This window comes from uncultured Maribacter sp., assembly GCF_947500405.1.
In the GTDB taxonomy this organism is placed as follows: Bacteria; Bacteroidota; Bacteroidia; order Flavobacteriales; family Flavobacteriaceae; genus Maribacter_B.
Genome location: NZ_CANMRY010000007.1, coordinates 74,417 through 99,350 on the forward strand (window position 1 = coordinate 74,417; position 24,934 = coordinate 99,350).

Here is a 24,934-nt window from a genome sequence, read left to right on the forward strand (position 1 = left end):
GGCGAGGCTTTTTTATTGGTATGTTATTTGTTAGTACCATTAAATAGAACACATAATTATAATGAAAAAAATAATTTTTCTTTTCCTTTTTTTATTTGCACTACTAGTAAATGCGCAAACTAAAGTTTCTGGAATAGTATTAGATGATTTGGGTGAACCTGTTGCATTTGCCAATATACTTTTTAAGAATTCTACAGAAGGAACCATTACAAACGATAATGGGAGGTTTTATTTAGAGTCAGATACAAGTTATAATACACTTGTGGTTTCTTTTGTAGGATATGAAACGCAGACCATAATTCTTAACTCTAAGGTTAATTACGAAATGGAAATTAAGCTAGCAGAATCTAGCGAACAATTAAATGAAGTAGTTCTTATAGCGGGTAAGCAATCTAAAAAAAATAACCCAGCAGTAGATATTTTGCGAAAAATATGGGCTAAAAAAAGAGAGAATGGAGTTCGTAAGTTTAAACAATATGCTTTTGATAAATATGAAAAGGTAGAGTTTGATTTAAATACTATAGATAGTGCATTAATGCAACGTAAAATATTTAAAGGACTAGAATTTGTATTTCAAGATTTAGATACTTCAAAGATTACGGGAAAAACGTACTTGCCAATTTTCTTAAACGAAACTTTTTCTAAGGTATATGGGGATAATATTATAAAAGAAGAAAAAGAAGAAATTTTAGGGAATAAGAATTCTGGTTTTGATAACAACCAAGCAATAATTGCATTTGTAGAAGATTTGTATCAGGATTATGATATTTATGATAATTACTTAAAGTTTTTTGATAAAAGTTTTACTAGTCCTTTATCTAGAACAGGAATAGATACCTATAATTATGCACTTAGAGATAGTGCTTTTATAGATAATAAATGGTGCTATAATATTGTATACTATCCAAGAAGAAAAAATGAATTAACATTTAAAGGAGACTTTTGGGTAAATGATTCTACATACGCTATTAAAAATATAAATCTAGAAGTTACTAAAAGTGCTAATATAAACTGGGTTAAAGAGATTTATATTGAGCAAGATTTTGATGTAATGAACGATTCTGTTTTTCTTTTAAAGAGAGACTATATGCTGAGCGATTTTAGTTTTAAAAAGAAAGAAAAATCAAAAGGGGTTTACGGTAAAAGAACAACGGTTTATAACGCTTATGATTTTGATAAAGAAAAACCTAGAGATTTTTATAAGAAAGATGGGAACCCTTTTGATCCAGAGGTAGTTGTAAAAGATGATGCGTTTTGGAAAGAGAATAGATTAGAATCTTTAAATAAAGATGAAAAAGGGATTTATAAGTTAATTGATACGCTAAAAACTGTACCTAAATTTAAGTCGTATTATAACTTAGTTAGTATTCTGGGATCTGGCTATGTAGAAATAGATAAATGGAATTTAGATATTGGTTCTGTTTACGATGTTTTTGGTTATAATGATGCAGAAGGAGCAAGAGTAAGGTTAGGAGCAAGAACATATTTTGGGCCAAACGATCCATGGAGAGTAGAAGGTTATGCTGCATACGGTTTTGCTGATCAAAAAGTTAAGCATGGTATATCTGGTAAGTTTTTGTTAGATAATAAAAGTAGATTAATAATCTCTGGAGGAAATAGAAGAGATATAGAGCAACTGGGGGTAAGCTTAACAGCTACCAATGATGTTTTAGGAAGGAGCATAGCATCTTCCTCTTTGCTAACTGTTGGTGCAAATAATAGGCTTACTAATATTAATTTGAGTGCACTTAGTGTAGAAGTAGAACCATTAACAAATGTTAGGGTTTCTTTGGGGGCAAACTTTAGGACGCTTAGCTCTGCATTACCTGGCGATTTTAGTTTAGACTATGTAGATGCAGAATCTGTAACAGGAATAGCATCAGAAGTAAAGCAATTTAATCTAAACACAATAGTAATATATACACCAGGAAAAAAAACAATAGGTCATGGTGTAGAGCGTAGAGATATTAATGATAACTATAGTACACTATTATTAAATTATACAAAAGGCTTAAAAGGCCCTATGAATAGCGATTTTAATTATAGTAAACTTCAGTTTTCATATAGTCAGCCATGGCAAGTAGGAGGTTTTGGAAGGTTGTATAGTACTGTGGAAATTGGGAAAACTTTAGGAGAGGTGCCTCTAGGTTTATTAAGTGTTATTCCAGGTAACCAAACATTCTTTTCTAATTATGGTACTTTTCCAAATTTAGATTTTTACGAATTTGTTACAGATACTTATGCGTCATTGCATTTAGAACATAATTTTAATGGCAGATTATTTTCTAGAATTCCGTTAATAAGAAAATGGAATTTAAGAGAAATTGTAGGACTGCGTGGAGTTTGGGGGCAATTGTCAGATGAAAACATAGCATTAAATGCGCCAGCAAATATTACAACGCCATTAATAGCACCATCAGATAAAGTGTATTATGAATACTCCTTTGGTATAGGAAACATTTTTAAAATATTTAGAATAGATTTTAACTTTAGAGGTAATTATTTAGACACTCCAGAAGCAAGGCCCTTTAGTGTAACAGGAACTTTTGGGTTTAATTTTTAAATTAATATAGAATTAATACAATTTCATTAATGGGCTAGCGTTCATTTGTTAACTTTGCACACGAAAAAAAATACAATAATGGCAGAAAAGAAAAGCATAACTTTTGATGTTTTAATAGAAATTCCAAAAGGAAGTAGAAATAAATATGAATATGATTTTACATTACATAAAATTAGGTTTGATAGAATGTTATTTTCTTCCATGATGTACCCTGGAGATTATGGTTTTATTCCAGAAACATTAGCGTTAGATAAGGATCCATTAGATATATTAGTATTGGGGCATCAACCAACATATCCAATGGTGGTAATGGAAGTTAAACCTATAGGTGTTTTTCATATGACCGATGAAAAAGGACCAGATGAAAAAATAATTTGCGTGCCAGTATCTGATCCAATTTGGAGCAATAAAAATGATATTAACGATATAAATCCACATAGATTAAAAGAGATAGAGCATTTCTTTAAGGTTTATAAAGATTTAGAAAGAAAAAAAGTTGATACCGGTGGTTGGGGAAATGCAGAAGAAGCAATAAAAATATACCATGAATGTGTAGAGCGTTATGATAAAAGCGAGCATAAAGATAAAGGTACATTTACAATATAAATTACCTGTTTAATAAAAAAAGCCACCTTTAAATTTAAAGGTGGCTTTTTTTATTATTATCGATTTGTTACATTTACTGCTATATAAATGACAAATTAATAATAAACTATGGAAGTATTTGTGAACTATTTATGGGGCTTTGGTATTCTGGCCTTAATTTTTGTATTCGTAAAAAATCTTTGGGTATCTAAACAAGACGAAGGGGAAGAAAAAATGGCAAGGATAGCCAAGAACATTTCTGACGGTGCAATGGCTTTTTTAAAAGCAGAATACAAGGTTTTAGCGGTTTTTGTAGTAGCAGTTGCGGTATTACTTTACTTTAAAGGAAATTCTGAGGAAGGATCTAATGGTATGGTAGCGGTATCTTTTATTGTAGGTGCAATTTGTTCTGCATTAGCTGGGTTTATAGGTATGAAAGTAGCTACTAAAGCTAATGTTAGAACAACGCAAGCTGCAAGAACTTCTTTAGGGAAAGCTTTAGAAGTTGCATTTGCAGGTGGAGCTGTAATGGGACTTGGTGTTGTTGGTTTAGGGGTTTTGGGTTTAAGCGGACTCTTTATGATATATAGCGGACAAGGATGGAGTATAGGAGAGGTGTTAAATGTTCTTTCCGGATTTTCTTTAGGAGCATCTTCCATAGCTTTGTTTGCACGTGTTGGTGGAGGTATTTATACTAAAGCAGCAGATGTAGGTGCAGATTTAGTAGGTAAAGTAGAAGCTGGTATTCCAGAGGATCATCCTTTAAACCCTGCTACTATAGCAGATAATGTTGGGGATAATGTTGGGGATGTTGCAGGTATGGGAGCAGATTTGTTTGAATCTTATGTTGGTTCAATTATAGGAACAATGGTACTTGGTGCTGTTTATGCTGGTTTACCAGAATTTGCTTCATCTTTTGATGGTTTAGGAGCAGTATATCTTCCATTAGTATTAGCTGCAACAGGTATTGTTATGTCTATTCTAGGAACATTTTTTGTTCGTGTTAAGGATGGCGGGAATCCGCAAACGGCATTAAATATCGGAGAATTTGGTTCTGCAGGTTTAATGTTGGTGGCATCTTTTTTTATTATTCAAAAAATGCTCCCAGAATCATGGGTAGAAGCAGGTGTAACATATACTTCTATGGGAGTTTTTTGGGCAACAATAGCAGGTTTAGTTGCAGGTCTTTTAGTGGGTAAAGTAACAGAGTATTATACTGCAACAGGTAAAAAACCTGTTATGGATATAGTTAAACAATCGGAAACAGGAGCGGCAACAAATATAATTGCAGGATTAGGTGTTGGGATGATGTCTACAGCAATTCCTATACTTTTAATTGCAGCAGCAATTATTATTTCGCATAGCCAAGCAGGTTTATACGGTATTGCTATTGCAGCAGTAGGTATGTTGGCTAATACAGGGATTCAATTAGCGGTAGATGCTTATGGTCCTATATGCGATAATGCAGGTGGTATAGCAGAAATGGCAGAGTTGCCGAGTGAAGTACGTGAACGTACAGATAAGTTAGATGCTGTTGGTAATACAACTGCTGCAATAGGCAAAGGATTTGCAATTGCCTCTGCAGCATTAACAGCATTAGCATTATTTGCAGCGTTTATGAAAACAGCAAATGTAACTTCTATAGACGTTTCTAGACCAGATATTATGGCAGGTTTGTTAATAGGAGGTATGTTGCCTTTTGTTTTTTCTGCTTTGTCAATGAACGCTGTTGGTAGAGCAGCAATGGCAATGATAGAGGAAGTTCGTCGTCAATTTAGAGATATTCCTGAATTAAAAGCAGCACTGGGTATTATGCGTAAGTATGATTCTGATATGAGTAAAGCTTCAGAGGAAGACAGAAAAGTTTTTGACGCTGCAGATGGTGTAGCAGATTACGGTAAGTGTATAGATATTTCTACAAAAGCATCTATTAAAGAAATGGTTTTACCTGGGTTATTAGCAATTGCTGTTCCGGTAATTGTTGGCTTTGGAGGTAAAATTGTTGGTATTGGTGGTGCTGAAATGTTAGGAGGTTTACTTGCTGGTGTTACTACTTGTGGAGTCTTAATGGCTATTTTTCAGTCCAATGCAGGTGGTGCATGGGATAATGCAAAGAAAACTATAGAAGAAGATGGAAGAAAAGGTACGGATGTTCACAAAGCTGCCGTAGTAGGGGATACTGTGGGAGATCCTTTTAAAGATACTTCGGGACCTTCTTTAAATATCTTATTAAAATTAATGTCTGTTGTTGCTTTGGTAATAGCGCCTAGTATTGCAATTACAAACGACGGTCTTGCTAAGCATGTTGAAGATGTTAATAGTATAAAAGTAGAAACTACAATAAAAGTAGAAGGCAACAAAGAGATACCTATAGCTTATGCAACATTCGTGAATGAAGAGAAAACTAAGGAATAATAATTTTACAGTCAATTTATATTTAGCCGTCTTGCACTATGTAAGACGGTTTTTTTATATTTTTAATTTCTGGTGAAATTAAAGCTATGTTTAAGAAAGATAAATTGCAAATTATTCCTTTTAAAACCTATGGGACATTAACTCATATATATTTACGAGGCAGAACTTTAGAGGATGAAAATATAGATATAAATAAAAAAGGAATATTGCCAGTTTTTATTAGCACATGGAAAAGGTTTGAAACGGATGAAGTAAAATTTGCTTCTATAAATATTGAGATAAAGAATAATGAGCAGGAAAAAATAATAGCAGATTCTGAAGGGTACTATATCTTAAATAAGGGCATAGAGAATTTATCAGAAATTGTTTCTAAAGATGGTTGGGTATCTTATAAAGTAGCCTATGATAAACCAGAAGAATATACTAAAAAAATAGTCTCTGAAAATCGTTTTTATGGAGAAATGTTGGTTGTTTTGCCAGAATCTGAATACGGGATTATTAGTGATATAGATGATACTATTTTGCATACTGGCGTTGCTTCAAAACTTAAATGGAAAGCAGTTTTTAATACTTTTTTTGTTAATGTATTACACAGAAAAGCTTTAGAAGGAACCGCAGATTTTTATATGCAATTACATAAAGGAAAGTCTAAAAACAATTGTAATCCAGTTTTTTATGTAAGTAATAGTCCATGGAATTTATATAAGTATTTAGAGATTTTTTTAAATGGCAATAATTTCCCAAAGGGAGCAATATTGTTACGAAACCTAAAATTTTTATTTGATAAAACTCCAAAGTCAAAAATATCACATAAGCATCATGAAATTCAAAATATATTAAATACCTATCCAGATTTATCTTTTATTCTTATTGGAGATTGTGGAGAGCATGATCCAGATATATATGTAGATATAGTTGCTAAAAACCCAAATAGAATAACTTCCATTTATTTAAGGTCAGTAAAAAGTAAAAAGAAAATGCTACGTGTAGAAAAGTTATTTCAGGACTATAAAGACGTTGATGTTTTATTAGTTTATACTACTACAGAAGCAATTGGTCATGCAAAAAAGAAAGGCTTTATTTAAAAGTAATTACTTTAAGTAAAGTAGGGAAGTATTTGTAGGTACCTCAACAGGTTCTTTGTTCTGTTCAAAGATTCTTGCGGAAAGTTTTCCTTCAAGAGTGCATTTATTGTTTTTTAGACGAATCCAGCTGCCTTCACGTAAGCCAATAACGGGAGTTTCGTTAAACTGATGAAACTCTTTTATTCTAGTTTCTCTGGTTTCTCCTTTGTGTGTAGATGTTGGGTCTGGATCTAAATAATGTGCATTAATATTAAAAGGGATAATATGTAATGTAGAAAAGCTAGGAGGGTAAACTATGGGCATGTCGTTAGTAGTTTTCATGCTAACGCCAGCAATATTACTTCCTGCGCTAGTTCCCAAATAGGGAGTGCCTTCTAGAATTTTTTTTCTTAAAGGATTTATAAGTTGTAACTCGTATAACATAGAGACTAAGACAAATGTATTACCTCCTCCAGTAAAAATTCCTTTAGCATTATTAATAGCTTTTATAGGCTCATCAAAAGTATGAATGCCAATAAGTTTTTTGTTAATTTTCTGAAATCCTTTTTTTGCTATCGTAGTATATTCTTCATGCGAAATACCACTTGGTCTAGCGTAAGGAATAAATAGAACTTCATCAGTATTACTGTATAATTCTTTTAACTCATTAAAAAGATATTCTAAATAGGTGCTATTGTATATAGTAGATGAGCTGGCGAGAATACAGTTAATCATTTAAAAAAGACCATTTATTTCAGCATCAATCTTATTAATAACTTGCCCTAAATCTTCGGGTTTATCAACAAAATCTAATTGATCTACATCAATGATTAATAATTTGCCTTTAGTGTAATTATGAGCCCATGCCTCATAACGTTCATTTAGCCTACTTAAATAATCTATAGAAATACTATTTTCATAATCTCTACCACGTTTATGAATTTGTTTCACCAAGTTTGGTATAGAACTTCTTAAATAAATAAGTAATTCTGGTGGCTGTACTAAGGATTCCATTAGTTCAAAAAGACCAGTATAGTTACTAAAATCTCTATTTGTCATTAAACCCATAGCGTGTAAGTTAGGTGCAAAAATATGTGCATCTTCATATATGGTTCTATCCTGAATAATATTTTTTCCACTTTCTCTAATTTCAAGAATTTGTCTATATCTATTATTCAAAAAATAGATTTGCAAATTAAAACTCCAACGTTCCATTTGATTATAAAAGTCATCTAGGTAAGGGTTGTCGGCAACTTCTTCAAAATGGGGTTCCCATTTATAATGCTTGGCTAATAATTTGGTTAAAGAGGTTTTTCCGGCACCAATATTTCCTGCTACAGCAATATGCATTTTTTAGATGTTTTTTATAGTTATGATAATAAGAAAAAAATATTGCCATACAATATACAAGATAACAATAGGATGGTAAAATGTTTATGTAAATATCCGTTGAATTTTTTTTCAGGATAGATAATTAATAAAATAAAAGTATAATTTTTTAAGAGATTCTATTTTGACATATTTCTGAATAGCACTACTTTTACACTTTCAATCTACGAGGAAAGATTTGACTGCTTGCAACCTCTAAAAAATGCTAAAACAGATATTACTACGCCTATATAGGGTATTCTATCTATTTGCTTTTTTATTTTGCGCGCTGCTTTCCTTTTTAAAAAAGAATTATGTCTTATTTATTTACATCAGAATCTGTTAGTGAAGGGCACCCAGATAAAGTTGCAGACCAAATTAGTGATGCATTATTAGATAGTTTTTTGGCTTTTGACCCCGAAAGTAAAGTTGCTTGTGAAACTCTTGTTACAACGGGGCAAGTAGTTTTGGCAGGAGAGGTAAAAAGTAATACCTATTTAGATGTTCAAAATATAGCAAGAGAAGTTATTAATAAAATAGGCTACACTAAGGGAGAATATCAATTTAGTGGAGATTCTTGTGGTGTAATATCTCTTATTCATGAACAATCTAAAGAAATAAACCAAGGGGTAGATAGAGGCGAAAAAGAAGAGCAAGGGGCAGGAGACCAAGGAATGATGTTTGGTTATGCAACTAAAGAAACAGAAAACTATATGCCATTGGCATTAGATATTTCTCATAAAATTCTTCAGGTATTAGCAGATTTAAGAAGAGAGAATAAAGAAATTAGTTATTTAAGACCAGATGCCAAGTCGCAGGTAACTATAGAATATTCCGATGAAAATGTACCACAACGTATAGATACTATTGTAGTATCTACACAACATGATGCTTTTAATGCGGAGGATGAAGCTATGTTGGCTAAAATTAAGGAAGATATTGTAACAATATTAATACCTAGAGTTAAGGAACAATTACTAGAAAATATTCAAGCATTATTTAATGATGAAATTACGTATCATGTTAACCCGACAGGGAAGTTTGTAATTGGAGGACCTCATGGAGATACCGGTTTAACAGGACGTAAAATAATTGTAGATACTTATGGTGGTAAGGGTGCACATGGTGGTGGTGCTTTTAGTGGAAAAGACCCAAGTAAGGTAGACCGTAGTGCGGCTTATGCAGCAAGGCATATAGCTAAAAATTTAGTGGCAGCAGGTGTTTCTGATGAAATATTAGTACAAGTAAGTTATGCTATTGGAGTAGTAGAACCAACCTCTATTTTTGTAGATACTTATGGAACAGCAAATGTAGATGTAACAGATGGTGCTATTGCAGAGAAAGTAGCACAATTGTTTGATATGCGTCCGTTTGCTATAGAAGAACGTTTAAAATTACGTAATCCTATTTATTTAGAGTCAGCAGCATATGGCCATATGGGAAAAGAGCCAAGAACTATTACTAAAGTCTTTGAATCTCCTTATAATGGTAAAGTAGAAAAAGAAGTAGAATTATTTACTTGGGAGAAATTAGATATGGTAGATAAAGTAAAAGCTAGTTTTAACTTGTAAATTATAAAAATATGGCTCTGGAAAAGGAATCTGATTCAGAGCTGTTATTTTAAAATAAATAAATAAAAGTGTTATTTTATTTATAAAAAGTAGGCAAATAAACTTTTGGAGTATATATTTGCAACAAATTAAGTTCAAATACATATTGAAATGTTATCAAGAAAGGCGGAGGGATTAGACCCTGTGAAGCCTTAGCAACCCTTTGTTTTGCAAAGAAGGTGCTAAATTCTACCAGAGAAATCAGAAGTGATTTATAAGGCAGATAACGAAATAAGCTATCATACATAGCAACTTTCCAATTTCTTTTTAACTTTTTGATTTTACTTATTTTACAATGTCGTAATATAAGGTTTGAATTTTTTTATCAATTAACTAAAAAAATCAAAAAATCATGAGTGATCAAAAATTTTCAACAAACGCATTACATGCAGGGCATGACACAACACAAACAGGAGGAACTAGAGCGGTACCTATTTACCAAACTTCTTCTTATGTTTTTAATGATACAGAACATGCAGCAAATTTATTTGCATTAAAAGAATTAGGATTTATTTATACAAGATTAAATAATCCAACCAATCAAATATTACAAGATCGTTTAGCTGCTGTAGAAGGTGGTGTTGGTGCTGTTGTTTTTGCTTCTGGAACCTCTGCTATTGCAACAGGATTAATGACTTTGTTAAAAGCAGGAGATCATATTGTAGCCTCTAGTAGCTTATATGGAGGAACGTTTACTTTATTAAATGTTACACTACCAAGGTTAGGTATTACAACTACTTTTGTAGATGCATCTGATCCAGAAAGTTTTGGAAAAGCAGTACAAGATAATACAAGAGCATTTTTTGTAGAATCTTTAGGAAATCCAAAGTTAGATGTATTAGACCTTAAAGCTATTTCTGCACAAGCAAAAACAGCACAAGTTCCTTTTATTGTGGATAATACGGTTGCTTCACCAGCATTATTAAATCCAATTGAGCACGGAGCAAACCTTGTAATTCATTCACTTACTAAATATATTGGTGGTCAAGGAACATCTTTAGGAGGCGCAATTATTGATGCAGGTACTTTTGATTGGACAAACGGAAAATTCCCTGAGTTTACAGAACCATCTGCAGGATACCATGGTTTGGTGTATAGCGAAGCTTTAGGAGCTGCAGCATTTACTTTTAAATTAATTTTAGAAGGATTGCGTGATTTTGGAGGAGCTTTAAGTCCTTACAATGCTTTTCAAATTATTCAAGGTTTAGAGACTTTAAACGTAAGAATAAAACAACATAGTGCTAATGCATTAGAATTGGCAACTTGGTTAGAGGGTAGAGAAGAAGTAGCATGGGTAAATTACCCAGGATTAAAGAGTAGTAAGTACTATGATTTAGCAAAAGAGTATTTACCTAAAGGACAAAGTGGGTTAGTTACATTTGGCTTAAAAGGAGGATTTGAAGCTGCTAAAAAAGTAACAGATGCTACTAAAGTATTTTCTCTTTTAGCAAATATTGGAGATACAAAATCACTTATTATTCACCCAGCAAGTACAACGCACCAACAATTAACAGCCCAGCAACAAATAGATGCAGGAGTAGGAGCAGATTTAATACGTTTATCGGTTGGTTTAGAAGATATTGCAGATTTAAAAGCCGATTTAGAACAGGCTTTTGCGCAATAAGCATAAAATTTAATAAAGTAAAAAATACCAGATGTTACATCATCTTACAATTAATAAATACAAAACATATAGCGGAGTATCTCAGGATATTTCGCTATCCTATCAACTTTTTGGAAAGCCCTTGCATAGTGCTCCAATAGTGCTAGTAAATCATGCTTTAACGGGGAACTCTAATGTTACAGGTAAAGATGGTTGGTGGTCTGCTATAGTAGGGCAAGGAAAATGTATAGATACAGATAAGTATACTATTCTGGCTTTTAACGTTCCAGGAAATGGATATGATGGTTTTGTAATAGAAAATTATAAAGATTTTATTGCAAGAGATGTTGCAAGAATATTTTTATTAGGTCTTAAAGAGTTAAAAATCTCTAATTTATTTGCAATAATTGGAGGCTCTATGGGAGGTGGTATTGCTTGGGAAATGGCAGCGCTAAACCCTAATTTAACAGAGCATTTAATCCCTGTAGCATCAGACTGGAAGTCTACAGATTGGTTAATAGGAAATTGCCAAATACAAGAACAGTTTTTAATTAATTCTAAGCAACCTGTACATGATGCTCGTATGCATGCAATGTTGTGTTATAGAACGCCAGAATCTTTTAATGAGCGTTTTAAACGTAGTACTAATGAAGAGTTGCAGGTTTTTAATGTAGAAAGTTGGTTAATGCATCATGGTGATAAATTGAAGGAGCGTTTTCAATTATCAGCCTATAAATTAATGAATCAGCTTTTAAAATCTATAGATATTACTAGAGATAGAGAAGCAGCTTTTGTAGACTTGCAGAATAGTGAAACCAATATTCATATTATTGGAGTAGATTCTGATTTGTTTTTTACTGCTAAAGAAAATAGAGAAACCTTTAAGCAAATAGCACAAGCAAATAGTAATGTTACCTATGGCGAAGTACAATCTTTACATGGACATGATGCTTTTTTGATTGAGTTTGATCAAATGCAAAAATTGTTAAATCCTATTTTTAATAAAGAAGAGGAAACAGCTAAAGTTAAAGTCTTAAAATTTGGAGGTAAATCTTTAAGTAATGGAGAAGGTTTAGAACATGTTTTAGATATTATTTTAGATAAAGTAAAGGCTAAAGAAAAAGTTGCCGTGGTACTTTCTGCAAGAGAAAAAGCTACAGACCAACTAGAGGCTATTTTAGAAAAAGCTGCATCCGGTAAAAGTTATGTAAAAGACTTTGAAGCTTTTGAAAAATACCAGACGCATTCTTATAAAAATGTAAATTTATCAAAGGAGTTTGCAAGTTTGTTTCAGTTGTATGAAGGGGTTGCTTTATTAGGGGATTATAGTTCTAAGATTAAAGACCAGGTTTTAGCTTATGGAGAGTTAATATCTGCAAAACTAATAACAAAACTATTAATAGGAAAAGGGGTAAAGGCAAAAGTAATGGACTCTAGAAGTCTTGTTAAGACTGATGATAATTTTGGAGATGCTAGTGTTTTAGAAACTATATCTAAAGAAAATGTTTTAAGAGAATTTGGTTTGTTGCCGCAGGGAACCATACCTGTTTTTACAGGTTTTATAGCTTCTACTTTAGACGGTGAAACTACAACTTTAGGAAGAAATGGGAGTAATTACTCTGCGGCTTTATTGGCTAATTTCTTAGATGCTTCAGAGCTTCAAAATTATACGCATGTAGATGGTATTTACACAGCAAATCCAGATTTTGTAGCAGACGCTAAACGTATTTCTGAGCTTTCTTATAGTGAAGCCAATGAATTAGCAAATTTTGGCGCTACTATTTTACACGCCAAAACAATTATTCCTTTAATAGAAAAAAATATTCCTTTACGTATTTTAAATACATTTAATAGTGATAATGAAGGAACTTTAATAAGTGCAAAAACTAGTAAAGACGGTATTAAATCTATTTCTGTAATAGAAAAGGTTGCTTTAATTAATTTAGAAGGTAGGGGATTGTTAGGAAAAGTAGGGGTGGACGCTCGTATTTTTAAAGCTTTAGGAGATAGTAATATTAGTGTAAGTATTATTTCTCAGGGTTCCTCAGAACGTGGTATTGGGTTGGTGGTAGATGCAGATATTGCACAGAAAGCAAAACAAGCTTTGGATAGAGAATTTACACATGATTATACTTCTAAAGATGTTAATAGAATTACTGTAGTAGGCGATGTTTCTGTTATTTCTATTGTAGGTCAAGATTTGAGTACTTTTCATAAACCGTACAACTCTTTAATTAAGAACCAAATAACACCATTGCTTTTTAATAATACAGTTACAGGGAAAAATGTGAGTTTGGTAGTAAAAAAGACCGATTTACATAAGGCTGTAAATGTAATGCATGGGCAAGTTTTTGGAATGAGTAAAAAGGTTAATATAGCAGTTTTTGGGCATGGTAATGTTGGGGGAACACTAATAGATCAGATATTAAAATCTGCCAAAAATATAGAAAAAAGAAAAGGTCTAGATTTAAGAGTTTTTGCCGTTGCAAATTCTAAAAAAGTAATATTGAGTAAAAAAGGAGTTTCTAAAAATTGGAAGTCTTTGTTAGATAAAAAGGGAGAACCTTATACTTTGAGTACAATTTTTGATTTTGCTAAAAGACATCATTTAGAAAACTTAATTGTAGTAGATAATACAGCAAGTGAGGATTTTGTTGCACATTATTTTGATTTTGTAGAAAATGGTTTTGATATCGTATCCTCAAATAAAATAGCAAATACATTAGGCTTTGATTATTACCAACTTTTAAGAGAAGAGTTGGTTAAAAATCAGAAGCAATATTTATATGAAACTAATGTAGGTGCAGGACTACCTTTAATAGATACTATTAAATTATTGCATTTATCAGGAGAGAATATTACAAGAATTAAAGGTGTTTTCTCAGGTTCTTTAAGTTATATTTTTAATACTTTTTCTGAAGTAAACGCACCTTTTTCTACTATTTTAAAAGATGCTATGCAAAAAGGATTTACAGAGCCAGACCCTAGGGAAGATTTGTCTGGAAATGATGTAGGCCGAAAATTATTGATACTAGCTAGAGAGTTAGAATTACACAATGAATTTTCGGATGTAGAAATCCAAAATTTGATTCCGGCTTTATTAGAAAAAGGAGATACAAATCATTTCTTAGATAATTTAGGAATGTTAGATGATACTTTTAATGAGATAAAGAAAAATCAAAAATCAAATCATGTTTTGCGCTATGTAGGTGATTTACATGGAAATTTACAAGAAGAAAAAGGGGAGTTAGAAGTAAAACTGATTTCCGTACCAAAAGAAAGCGCTTTAGGGCAAATAAAAGGGTCCGATTCTATTATAGAAATATATACAGAGTCTTATGGAGAAAACCCATTAGTAATCCAAGGAGCAGGAGCAGGAGCAGCCGTTACAGCAAGAGGTGTTTTTGGAGATATATTAAGAATTGTAGAAAAGAATTAATTTCAACTTCGCTCAATTACCATTAATTGAGCGTAGCAGAATCATAGACGGCTGAGCGTAGTCAAAGCCAAAGAATATAAGTAAGATGAAAAAATTTGAAACAGAAGCGATAAGAACACAGTCAGAGCGTACGCAATTTTTAGAACATTCTACACCAATGTACTTAACTTCTAGTTTTGTTTTTGAAGATGCAGAAGATATGCGAGCTTCATTTGCAGAAGAAAAAGAGCGTAATATCTATTCTAGATACTCTAACCCTACAAACAATGAGTTGGTAGAGAAAGTATGTAAAATGGAGAGAGCAGAATCTGGTTTTGCTTTTGCTTCTGGCATGGCTGCAGTATTTTCTACTTTGGCAGCATTGGTAGAAACAGGGGATCATATTCTTTCTGCAAGGAGTATTTTTGGGTCTACGCATACTTTATTTACCAAATTTTTACCAAAATGGGGGGTTACAACTAGTTATTTTCCTATTGATGATTTGGGTGCCGCAGAGGCAATGATAACCTCGCAAACAAAAATTATTTATGCAGAGTCCCCAACAAATCCTGGGGTAGACGTATTAGATTTAGAAAGATTAGGGCAAATAGCAAAAAAACACAATTTAATATTCATTGTAGATAATTGTTTTGCAACACCATATATACAACAACCAATTAAATTTGGTGCAGATTTGGTTATACATTCTGGAACCAAATTAATGGATGGCCAAGGAAGGGTTTTAGCGGGTATTACTGTTGGTAGTGCGGAGTTAATAGATAAAGTATATCGTTTTTCAAGAATTACTGGACCAGCATTATCCCCTTTTAATGCTTGGGTATTAACCAAGAGCTTGGAGACATTGGCAGTTCGTTTAGACCGTCATTGCGAAAATGCATTAAAGTTGGCTCAGTTTTTAGAAGAGCACCCTAAAGTCAGTTGGGTAAAATATCCGTTCTTAAAATCGCACCCAATGTATGCGGTTGCTAAAAAGCAAATGAAAGCAGGAGGTAGTATTGTTGCTTTTGAGGTTAAAGGGGGAATTGAAGCTGGTAAAAAGTTTTTTGATAGTATTAAGATGTTGTCTTTATCTGCAAATCTTGGAGATTCTAGAAGTATTGTTACGCATCCAGCATCTACAACACATAGTAAGTTATCTGTAGAAGAACGTTTAGAATCTGGCATAACAGATGGTTCTGTACGTGTATCTGTGGGCTTAGAACATGTAGAGGATATTATTGCAGATATAAAGCAGGCTTTAAATTAAGCGGGAGTTTGCAGCAATATAAAAGCCAAATCTAATTAGATTTGGCTTTTAGGGTTTTGTCAAAAAAATGACCTTAAATTATTCTTTTTTAGTAAAAACGGCAATAAAAGTACTGCGTTCATTTTCATTTGTATCGTAGAATTTAGAAAAGAGTATTTCAAGTTTTAAGGTAGTTTCAGTCATTTCTAAAATTGTTGCTCTGTTGCCTACTTCAGAAGACCCCTTAACGTGATCGTATAATTCTGTTAAATTGTTTTCTAGTTTCCATCCTCTTGAATTGTTAAAAAAATCAAAATCTCTTATCTCTTCAATAACATCTCCATCTTCATAAGTTATAGTATAACGAAAAGTTCCTTCGGTTTTTAAAGAATTTGGGTTATTAGAAAATACCATACTAGCATCTAAATCCTTTGCTATAGCAGTGAATTTATATTCTTTATTGACTTCGTTCAATTTTAAAACGGCATCTTTTGTTATTAGTTCTGTTAGATCCCAAGTTCCAACAATTAGAAAGGAAGTTGTTGTGTCGTCTTTTTCAGAACTTTCTCTTTCCATGGTTATTGTTAATTTACCAGTAGTAGTAGAAGTTGCTCCTTCCTGTACTTCAATAGTTTCATTTATGTCATAAGAAAGAACCAACTTATTTTCTGTAGATTCTATAGTTGTCATTTTGGTTTCTTTATTGTTTTCATCAATAAAAAAGATAACACCATCTCTAAGTTCCCAGATACTAGAGTTAAATACAGTGTAAAGAGGAATTTCTGTTACTTGGGTTTGTCCTAAAATAGAAATACTAGTTTCAGATATGAATGAGCCATTGCTAGTTGCGGTGTTAGGGTCATTGCTAAATTCTATTTGCATATCAAAATCTTTTCCAATAGAAGAGTATTTTTGAGTTACAGATGCGCCATTTACTTTAGTTACTGTTTCTCCATCTTCTACTTTATAAGCAGTTAAATCCCATTCTCCGATAATATCGGATTCGGAAGTTAATGAATTTTTTAATTGGTTTTCATCGCTATCTTTTTCACAAGAAGTAAATAAAATTGTTGTGGATAAAAATAAAAATAAGCTTAGTTTTTTCATAGTTTTTTAATAACGGTTAATATATGAGAGATAAGAACGGAACAGGTTTTTAATTAGTATATTTATAGTTGTTTTTTTTATTTCCCTATCTTCGTGCTATGCTATCCAAGAAAACTAAATACGGATTAAAAGCACTTTCCTTTTTGGCATTACAAAAAGAAAATGCACCTGTACAAATAGCAGAAATTGCTAAGCAAGAAAATATATCACAAAAGTTTTTAGAAAGTATTTTGTTAACCCTTCGTAAAACAGGTTTTTTGGGTTCAAAAAAAGGAAAAGGAGGAGGGTATTACCTTATTAAGGAACCTAAAGATATTTTAATGACTGATGTTATGCGAGTACTAGAAGGGCCTATTGCAATGGTGCCTTGTGTGAGCCTTAACTTTTATGAAAAATGTGACGATTGTCCAGATGAAAAAACCTGTTCTGTAAACAAGTTAATGCTTCAAATAAGAGACAGTACTTTGCAGGTGTATAGGAACAATACGTTGGCAGATATTTTAGTTTAACCTTTCAAGTACTTCTTTTTTCGTGTTTTTATGGTTTCAAAATTTTTATGAAATCACTTTATTAGATTCATTATTCTCAATAAAACTTCTAAATATTTAATAATCTATTAAATCGATAGGGTAAAAGTAATTTTAGTTATTTTTTAACGTCTTAGGTTGTATAAATATACTATTTTTGAATATCCTATTAAATCTATAGGGTAATAGATAAATAATAACAAATGATTGCTGATCAATTGATTTTAGATAAAAAAGCCACGAAAAGTAAGTATGAAGACGACAAGAAGTCTGAAAAACCTATTCGTAGTGTAGCAAAGGCATTAAGTTGGAGAGTAATAGGTACACTGGATACTTTAGTTGTATCTTATATATTAACTGGTAAAATGGCAGTAGCGGCATCTATAGCCTCTGTAGATTTTTTAACTAAGATGGTATTGTATTTTTTCCATGAGCGTATTTGGAATGGTATAAAATGGGGTAAATAAGATAAAGACTGATGAACTATACAGAAGAAAAAATTGCAGATTGGAATAAAAAGTTTGAAAAATCTTCTCCTGCTGAAATAATAGAATGGGCATTACAACAAACTACAAATGCTGTTGTAACAACTAATTTTAGACCATACGAAGTAAATATTTTACATGCAGTTACTGCAGTAGATAAAGATATTAAAGTTATTTGGTGCGATACGGGGTATAATACACCAAATACATATAGACACGCAGAAGAGTTAATTGAGAAATTGGGGTTAAATATTCATTTATATGTGCCTAAGCAAACTTCTTCTCATAGAGATGTGGTAATGGGGATTCCAGGAATAGAGGATCCTAATCATGCAATTTTTACAGAACAGGTAAAATTAGAACCTTTTGGAAGAGCAATGGCAGAGCATAAACCAGAAGTTTGGTTTACAAATCTTAGAAAAGGACAAACTGCTTTGCGAAATAGTCTAGATATTTTTAGTGTAAGTAAAGATGGCGTTTTAAAAGTTAGCCCTTTTTACCACTGGGAAGATGCGCAATTAGATGCCTATTTAGAAGAGAATAATTTACCTAATGAACATAAATATTTTGATCCAACTAAGGTTCTAGAAAACAGAGAATGTGGGTTGCACACATAGTATTTATAAATATATAAGGAGAAAATAAAAAGAATTAAAAAAATAAGATGAGTACAAATACATCACATATAAATCCATTAGAAAACGAAGCCATCTATATCATGAGAGAAGTGGCTGCCCAGTTTGAAAAACCTGTGTTATTGTTTTCGGGAGGTAAAGATTCTATTACCCTAGTTCGTTTGGCACAAAAAGCATTCTGGCCTGCAAAAATTCCTTTTCCTTTAATGCATATAGATACTGGGCATAATTTCCCAGAAACTATAGAATTTAGAGACAGGTTAGCAAAAGAACTTGGAGTAGAACTTATTGTTCGTAATGTACAAGACTCTATTGATGCTGGTAAGGTAAAAGAAGAATCTGGCAGGTATGCTAGTAGAAACTCTTTACAAACCACAACATTATTAGATGCTATTGAGGAGTTTAAGTTTGATGCTTGTATTGGAGGTGCTCGTAGAGATGAGGAAAAAGCAAGAGCAAAAGAACGTATTTTTTCTGTACGTGATGATTTTGGTCAGTGGGATGAAAAAAGTCAACGTCCAGAATTGTTTGATATGTTAAATGGAGATATAGAATTAGGACAAAATGTTCGTGTATTCCCAATATCTAACTGGACAGAATTAGATGTTTGGTCTTACATTCAAAAAGAAGAGATAGAAATTCCTTCTATATACTTTGCACACAAGCGTAAAACATTTGTAAGAGACGGTATGATTTGGTCTGCTGAAGATGATATAGTTTTCCGTGATGCAGAAGAAATAGTAGAAGAACGTTTAGTACGTTTCCGTACCGTAGGAGATATGTCTTGTACAGCTGCAGTACTTTCAGACGCTGTTAGTATAGATAAAGTAGTAAGTGAAATTAGAGACTCTAGTATTTCTGAAAGAGGTGCGCGTATAGATGATAAACGTTCCGAGGCAGCAATGGAGAAAAGAAAACAACAAGGATACTTTTAAAATTTTCTATAGAAAATTTTGTCTTTAGCTATTGGCACCTAGCCATTAGCAAACCATAAAAATAATATTTAAAAAGGCTAAATGCCAAGAGCAAATAGCCAACAGCTAATAAAAATGGAAGTACTAAAAATAGCAACAGCAGGTAGTGTAGATGATGGAAAGAGTACCTTAATTGGTAGAATACTATATGATACAAAATCTCTTACAAGTGATAAATTAGAAGCTATAGAAAAAACTAGTAAGCAAAAAGGATATGATTATTTAGATTTTTCTTTAGCAACAGATGGATTAGTAGCAGAACGCGAGCAAGGTATTACTATAGATGTTGCGCATATATATTTTTCAACAGCAAAAAAAAGTTACATTATAGCAGATACACCAGGTCATGTAGAATACACACGTAACATGGTAACAGGAGCTTCTACATCGCAAGCAGCTATTATATTAATAGACGCTCGTAAAGGAGTTATAGAACAAACTAATCGTCATTTTTTTATCAATAATTTGCTTCGTGTAAAAGAAGTGATTGTGGCTATTAATAAAATGGATTTGGTAGATTATTCTGAAGAAACATACAATGCTATTAAATCAGATTTTTCTGAATTAATGAGTAAAAGAGATTATGAAAACCAGAACATTACATTTATACCTGTAAGCGCACTTAAAGGAGATAACGTAGTAAATAAAACCGATGTTATGCCTTGGTATAACGGCGAAACTATTTTAGAGCATTTAGAGCGTTTAGATTTAGCGGCTGTTTCCAATGTAGGAACACCACGTTTTCCAGTGCAATATGTAATACGCCCTAAAACAGAAGACTTTCATGATTTTAGAGGTTTTGCAGGAAAGGTTTATGGCGGAGAGCTTAATGTTGGAGATACAGTTGTTGCTTTACCATCGCAAACAAAATCTAAGATAAAAGAAATTTATGCGTATGATAAAAAGTACCAAACGGCATCAAGACGTTCTTCTGTAACAATTACATTAGAAGATGAGATTAATGTAAGTAGAGGAGATATGATTGTTAAAGAAGGAGATTTACCTACAATAGATAAGCAGTTTACTGCTACTATTGCTTGGATGGATTCAGACCAACTTAAAGCAGGTACTAAATACGTAATACAGCATGGCGTAAATAAAGTACTAGCAAAAGTAGATAAGATTCATCATAAAATTAACCCAGACTATTCAGGTATAGAAGAAAATGTAGATGGGTTAGGGATGAATGATATTGCAAAGGTTACGTTTAAATTAAATAAACCAATTTTCTTTGATGCTTTTAAAAACCACAGAACAAACGGTTCTTTTATAGTTATAGATACAAAGAATAACAATACAGTAGGAGCTGGGTTTATACAGTAAATAAAAGTAGTAAGGTTAAAAGTAAATAGTACAACGTACTAAAATATAAAGTATGCAAAGTTTTAGAACAGAAATAGAGAATCCAATTGTAGAAAAAGATATTATCGATTTAGCAAATAAAATTGATATGTTTCACAATGGGAAAATTGATGAAGAAAAATTTAGAAGTCTTCGTTTAGCTCGTGGGGTATACGGTCAGCGTCAAGAAGGCGTACAAATGATTCGTATAAAATTACCTTATGGTAAAGTTTCTTCAGAACAATTAAGAAGAATATGTGATGTTTCTGAAGAATATTCTAGAGGTCGTTTGCATATTACTACACGTCAAGATATTCAAATTCACTATGTAGATTTAGATAGAACTCCAGAATTATGGGCAGAGCTAGAAAAGTCTGATATTACTTTGCGTGAAGCTTGTGGTAATACGGTACGTAATGTAACAGCAAGTGAAACTGCGGGTATAGATGTAGATGAGCCTTTTGATGTTTCTCCCTATGCGCATGCATTATTTCAATATTTTTTAAGAAACCCAATTAGTCAAGAATTGGGAAGAAAATTTAAAGTTTCTTTCTCTTCTAGCGATGCAGATACGGGTCTTTCTTACATGCATGATTTAGGTTTTATTGCAAAAATAGAAAACGGAGAGAGAGGTTTTAAAGTAATGCTTGGTGGTGGCTTAGGTTCACAACCTCGTCATGCAGATGAATTGTACTCTTTTTTACCTACAGATAAAATTATTCCTTTAATGGAAGGTGTTGTTCGTGTTTTTGATAGATACGGAGAACGTAAAAGTAGGGCAAAAGCACGTTTAAAATTCTTATTAAAAGATTTAGGATTAGACGGTTTTAAAGCTTTATTAGAAGAAGAACAAATTGCTGTGCCAATAAAATCTTTTCCGATTGATGCAGAGGCGTATCCAAAACCACAAATTGCGGAGGTTGCAGTCCCAAATACAACTATAGAAGACCAAGAATCTTTTGATGCTTGGAAGGCTGTAAATGTAATTCCTCAAAAACAAGAAGGGTATGTTGCAATAGGAGTAAAAGTTTTATTAGGAGATTTTTATCTTAAAGAAGCTCGTGCACTAGCAGATTTAGTTCAAAAATATGCAGCAGATGAAATTAGACTTAGCTTACGTCAAAATATATTAATTCCTTATGTAAAAGAAGAGTTACTTCCTTTCTTTTATGCAGAGTTAAGTAAGCTAGGATTTACAGAAGTTGGTTATGATAAGGCTATAGATATTACTGCATGTCCGGGTACAGATACTTGTAATTTAGGTATAGCAAGTAGTACAGGTATAGCAGAAGAGTTAGAAAGAATAATGAAAATTGAATATCCAGATTATATTAATAACCCAGATGTGGTTATTAAAATTAGTGGATGTATGAATGCTTGTGGGCAACACAACATGGCAAATATTGGTTTTCAAGGAATGTCTGTTCGTACAAAAGATAAATTAGTAGCACCTGCATTACAAGTATTGTTAGGTGGTGGTAATATTGGAAATGGAGAGGGTAGATTTGCAGATAAAGTAGTAAAAATACCAAGTAAAAGAGGACCAGAAGCATTGCGTTTAATCTTAAATGATTTTGATGCAAATGGTGATGGAGCATCTTTCCCAGAGTACTATGCAGAAAAAGGAGAACACTATTTTTATGATTTCTTAAAAGATTTAACTGCGGTAGATAATTTAACTGCAGATGATTTTATAGATTGGGGAAATTCAGAAGAATATGTAAAAGCAATTGGTGTTGGTGAATGTGCTGGTGTGGTTATAGATTTAATTGCAACTTTATTATTTGAGAGTGAAGAAAAAATACAAACAGCAGAAGCTACATTTGCAGAAGGTAAATGGGCTGCTAGTATTTATCATTCTTACTCTTCTATGGTTAATACGGCAAAAGCAATATTAACGGCAGAAAATGTAAAAACAAATACACACGCTGCAATTATTAAAGATTTTGATGCAAAATTTGTTGCAAATAATAGAATATCTTTGAATACTGGTTTTGAAGAGTTTATTCTTCAAATAAATAAAAATGAGCCTACAGAAGAATTTGCTAAAAACTATTTAAAAGACACAAAAGATTTTTTAAATAAAGTGCAAGCTTTTAGAGAGGCAGATTTAGCTAAGGCATAATTTTATGAATAGCATAAAGCAACATACAAATAATAGCGAAGGTTTGCTTACGGTAATAGGAGCGGGTCCTGGAGATCCAGATTTAATTACAGTAAAAGCTATTAAAGCATTACAAGCAGCAGATGTTGTTTTGTATGACGCTTTAGTAAATCCTGTGTTGCTAAATTATGCAGAAAATGCAGAGCTCATTTTTGTAGGTAAAAGAAAAGGTTGTTATGCATATCAGCAAGAACAAATAAATGAATTAATTGTTAGTCGTGGTAGAACACAACACGTGGTTCGTTTAAAAGGGGGAGACCCATTTGTTTTTGGCCGTGGAGCAGAAGAAATGAAATATGCAGCAGCCTATGGTATAAATGTGGCAATGGTTCCAGGAATATCATCATCGGTAGCTGTACCAGCATCTCAAAATATACCAGTTACTAAGAGAGGTTCGGCAGAAAGTTTTTGGGTAATAACAGGAACTACAAAAGAGCATAAATTATCTTCAGATGTTGCTTTAGCGGCAAAATCTAATGCAACAGTTATTGTTCTAATGGGTATGAGCAAATTAGCAGAAATTGTTACTCTTTTTAAGAAAGAAGAGAAAGCTAATTTGCCAATTGCAATTATACAAAATGGTACACGTACTAATGAACAGGTAGCAGTTGCAACTATAGAAACAATAGTAGCGAAAGTAGAAGAAAAAGGACTAACAAATCCAGCAATAATAATAATAGGAGAAGTTGTAAAACATAGAGCAACTTTACAGGAAGCAATAAATAAGTATAGTAAAGAATTAAGTTAGATTAAAATGATAGAAACTGATATATTAATAATTGGCGCGGGGCCAACAGGTTTGTTTACCGTATTTGAAGCGGGATTATTAAAATTAAAATGCCATTTAATAGATGCACTTCCACAAACTGGAGGGCAGTGTTCGGAAATATACCCAAAGAAACCAATTTACGATATCCCAGCTTTTCCAGAAATTTTAGCAGGAACATTAGTAGATAATTTAATGGAGCAAATAAAGCCTTTTGAAGCTGGTTATACTTTAGGAGAGCGTGCAGAAACATTAGATAAGCAAGAAGATGGTTCTTTTATTGTTACAACAAACAAAGGAACAAAACACCATGCACCTGTAGTGGTTATTGCAGGAGGTTTGGGGTCTTTTGAACCAAGAAAACCACCTTTAGAAAACATAGTAAATTTTGAAGATAAAGGAGTTGCGTACATAATTAAAGATCCAGAGGTTTATCGTGATAAAAAAGTAGTAATAGCTGGTGGAGGAGATTCTGCATTAGATTGGTCTATTTTCCTTGCCGATGTAGCTTCAGAAGTATCTTTAGTGCATAGAAGAAACGAATTTCGTGGTGCATTAGATTCTGTAGAAAAAGCAGCAGAATTAGCGAAATTAGGTAAGATTAAATTATTTACAGAGGCTGAGGTTAAAGGATTAAATGGGGATGATAAATTAGAATCTGTTCTTATTAAGCATAAAGATGCCGATAAAGAAGATACTATTTTAGAAGTAGATAATTTTATTCCTTTATTTGGCTTATCTCCAAAGCTAGGACCTATAGGAGATTGGGGCTTAGAAATAGAGAAAAATGCAATTAAAGTAAATAATGCTAAAGATTACCAAACAAATATTTCTGGTGTTTTTGCAATTGGAGACGTTAATACCTACGAAGGAAAATTAAAACTTATTCTTTCTGGTTTTCATGAAGCAGCAGTTATGTGCCAATATGCATATCAAATTATAAACCCTAATAAACGCTTTGTTATGAAATATACTACGGTAGGTGGTGTAGAAGGTTTTGACGGAAGTAAAAAAGAAGCTAAAAAAGAAGTTGTACAAAGTATAGCTTAAAAAAAATTTATTT

General features: G+C 32.5%; 19 protein-coding genes and 1 riboswitch. Of the genes, 16 read left to right on the forward strand and 3 right to left on the reverse strand.

Features of this window, described 5'->3' with window-relative positions:
• Positions 1-61 precede the first annotated feature (61 nt).
• The 4 genes from Q0945_RS10965 (at position 62) to Q0945_RS10980 (ending at position 6,648) form a co-directional block, all read left to right on the forward strand.
• Positions 62-2,563, forward strand: a complete 2,502-nt coding sequence (locus Q0945_RS10965; protein WP_299434455.1) for a DUF5686 family protein — start codon at positions 62-64, stop codon at positions 2,561-2,563.
• A 78-nt stretch (positions 2,564-2,641) separates the two neighbouring features.
• Positions 2,642-3,169, forward strand: a complete 528-nt coding sequence (locus tag Q0945_RS10970) for an inorganic diphosphatase (protein WP_299434457.1) — start codon at positions 2,642-2,644, stop codon at positions 3,167-3,169.
• Between the two features lie 108 nt (positions 3,170-3,277).
• A complete protein-coding gene (locus Q0945_RS10975; protein WP_299434459.1) occupies positions 3,278-5,563 on the forward strand; it encodes a sodium-translocating pyrophosphatase in 2,286 nt (761 codons plus the stop codon).
• A gap of 86 nt (positions 5,564-5,649) precedes the next feature.
• Positions 5,650-6,648 carry a phosphatase domain-containing protein gene (locus Q0945_RS10980; RefSeq protein WP_299434461.1) on the forward strand — a complete coding sequence of 333 codons (999 nt, stop codon included), beginning with the start codon at positions 5,650-5,652 and terminating at the stop codon, positions 6,646-6,648.
• A gap of 6 nt (positions 6,649-6,654) precedes the next feature.
• Here Q0945_RS10980 and pepE read toward each other — a convergent pair whose 3' ends face one another.
• Positions 6,655-7,362 (reverse strand): dipeptidase PepE, encoded by a 708-nt coding sequence (gene pepE / locus Q0945_RS10985; RefSeq protein ID WP_299434463.1) that lies wholly within the window; start codon positions 7,360-7,362, stop codon positions 6,655-6,657.
• Positions 7,363-7,977, reverse strand: coding sequence for a deoxynucleoside kinase (locus Q0945_RS10990; RefSeq protein ID WP_299434465.1), 615 nt, complete (start codon positions 7,975-7,977; stop codon positions 7,363-7,365).
• 332 nt (positions 7,978-8,309) lie between these two features.
• Between Q0945_RS10990 and metK the strand changes: the two genes are divergently transcribed.
• The 4 genes from metK (at position 8,310) to Q0945_RS11010 (ending at position 15,893) form a co-directional block, all read left to right on the forward strand.
• Complete coding sequence (metK, locus tag Q0945_RS10995) at positions 8,310-9,566, forward strand: methionine adenosyltransferase (protein ID WP_299434467.1); 1,257 nt, start codon at positions 8,310-8,312, stop codon at positions 9,564-9,566.
• Between the two features lie 150 nt (positions 9,567-9,716).
• A riboswitch (SAM riboswitch) is annotated at positions 9,717-9,835 on the forward strand.
• A 122-nt stretch (positions 9,836-9,957) separates the two neighbouring features.
• Positions 9,958-11,229, forward strand: coding sequence for an O-acetylhomoserine aminocarboxypropyltransferase/cysteine synthase family protein (locus tag Q0945_RS11000; RefSeq protein WP_299434469.1), 1,272 nt, complete (start codon positions 9,958-9,960; stop codon positions 11,227-11,229).
• A gap of 31 nt (positions 11,230-11,260) precedes the next feature.
• Complete coding sequence (gene thrA / locus Q0945_RS11005) at positions 11,261-14,647, forward strand: bifunctional aspartate kinase/homoserine dehydrogenase I (protein WP_299434471.1); 3,387 nt, start codon at positions 11,261-11,263, stop codon at positions 14,645-14,647.
• A gap of 85 nt (positions 14,648-14,732) precedes the next feature.
• Positions 14,733-15,893, forward strand: a complete 1,161-nt coding sequence (locus Q0945_RS11010) for an aminotransferase class I/II-fold pyridoxal phosphate-dependent enzyme (protein WP_299434473.1) — start codon at positions 14,733-14,735, stop codon at positions 15,891-15,893.
• A gap of 78 nt (positions 15,894-15,971) precedes the next feature.
• Here the strand turns inward: Q0945_RS11010 and Q0945_RS11015 are convergent, their stop codons facing one another.
• Positions 15,972-16,979, reverse strand: coding sequence for a hypothetical protein (locus tag Q0945_RS11015; protein WP_299434475.1), 1,008 nt, complete (start codon positions 16,977-16,979; stop codon positions 15,972-15,974).
• Positions 16,980-17,077: 98 nt separating this feature from the next.
• Between Q0945_RS11015 and Q0945_RS11020 the strand changes: the two genes are divergently transcribed.
• From Q0945_RS11020 to Q0945_RS11055, 8 genes are all read left to right on the forward strand, one after another.
• Positions 17,078-17,488, forward strand: a complete 411-nt coding sequence (locus Q0945_RS11020; RefSeq protein WP_121068934.1) for an Rrf2 family transcriptional regulator — start codon at positions 17,078-17,080, stop codon at positions 17,486-17,488.
• A gap of 221 nt (positions 17,489-17,709) precedes the next feature.
• A complete protein-coding gene (locus tag Q0945_RS11025) occupies positions 17,710-17,973 on the forward strand; it encodes a DUF2061 domain-containing protein (protein WP_298488823.1) in 264 nt (87 codons plus the stop codon).
• An 11-nt stretch (positions 17,974-17,984) separates the two neighbouring features.
• Entirely contained in the window at positions 17,985-18,608 is a 624-nt protein-coding gene (locus Q0945_RS11030; protein WP_299434478.1) for a phosphoadenosine phosphosulfate reductase family protein, read from the forward strand.
• A gap of 47 nt (positions 18,609-18,655) precedes the next feature.
• On the forward strand, positions 18,656-19,561 hold the full coding sequence (gene cysD / locus Q0945_RS11035) for a sulfate adenylyltransferase subunit CysD (RefSeq protein WP_298488820.1): 906 nt from the start codon (positions 18,656-18,658) through the stop codon (positions 19,559-19,561).
• A gap of 114 nt (positions 19,562-19,675) precedes the next feature.
• Entirely contained in the window at positions 19,676-20,923 is a 1,248-nt protein-coding gene (locus Q0945_RS11040) for a GTP-binding protein (RefSeq protein WP_299434480.1), read from the forward strand.
• 52 nt (positions 20,924-20,975) lie between these two features.
• Positions 20,976-23,066, forward strand: coding sequence for a nitrite reductase (locus Q0945_RS11045; RefSeq protein ID WP_299434482.1), 2,091 nt, complete (start codon positions 20,976-20,978; stop codon positions 23,064-23,066).
• Positions 23,067-23,070: 4 nt separating this feature from the next.
• Complete coding sequence (cobA, locus tag Q0945_RS11050) at positions 23,071-23,853, forward strand: uroporphyrinogen-III C-methyltransferase (protein ID WP_299434484.1); 783 nt, start codon at positions 23,071-23,073, stop codon at positions 23,851-23,853.
• Positions 23,854-23,859: 6 nt separating this feature from the next.
• Positions 23,860-24,921: an NAD(P)/FAD-dependent oxidoreductase gene (locus Q0945_RS11055; RefSeq protein ID WP_299434486.1), complete on the forward strand. Its 1,062-nt coding sequence runs from the start codon at positions 23,860-23,862 to the stop codon at positions 24,919-24,921.
• Positions 24,922-24,934 lie beyond the last annotated feature (13 nt).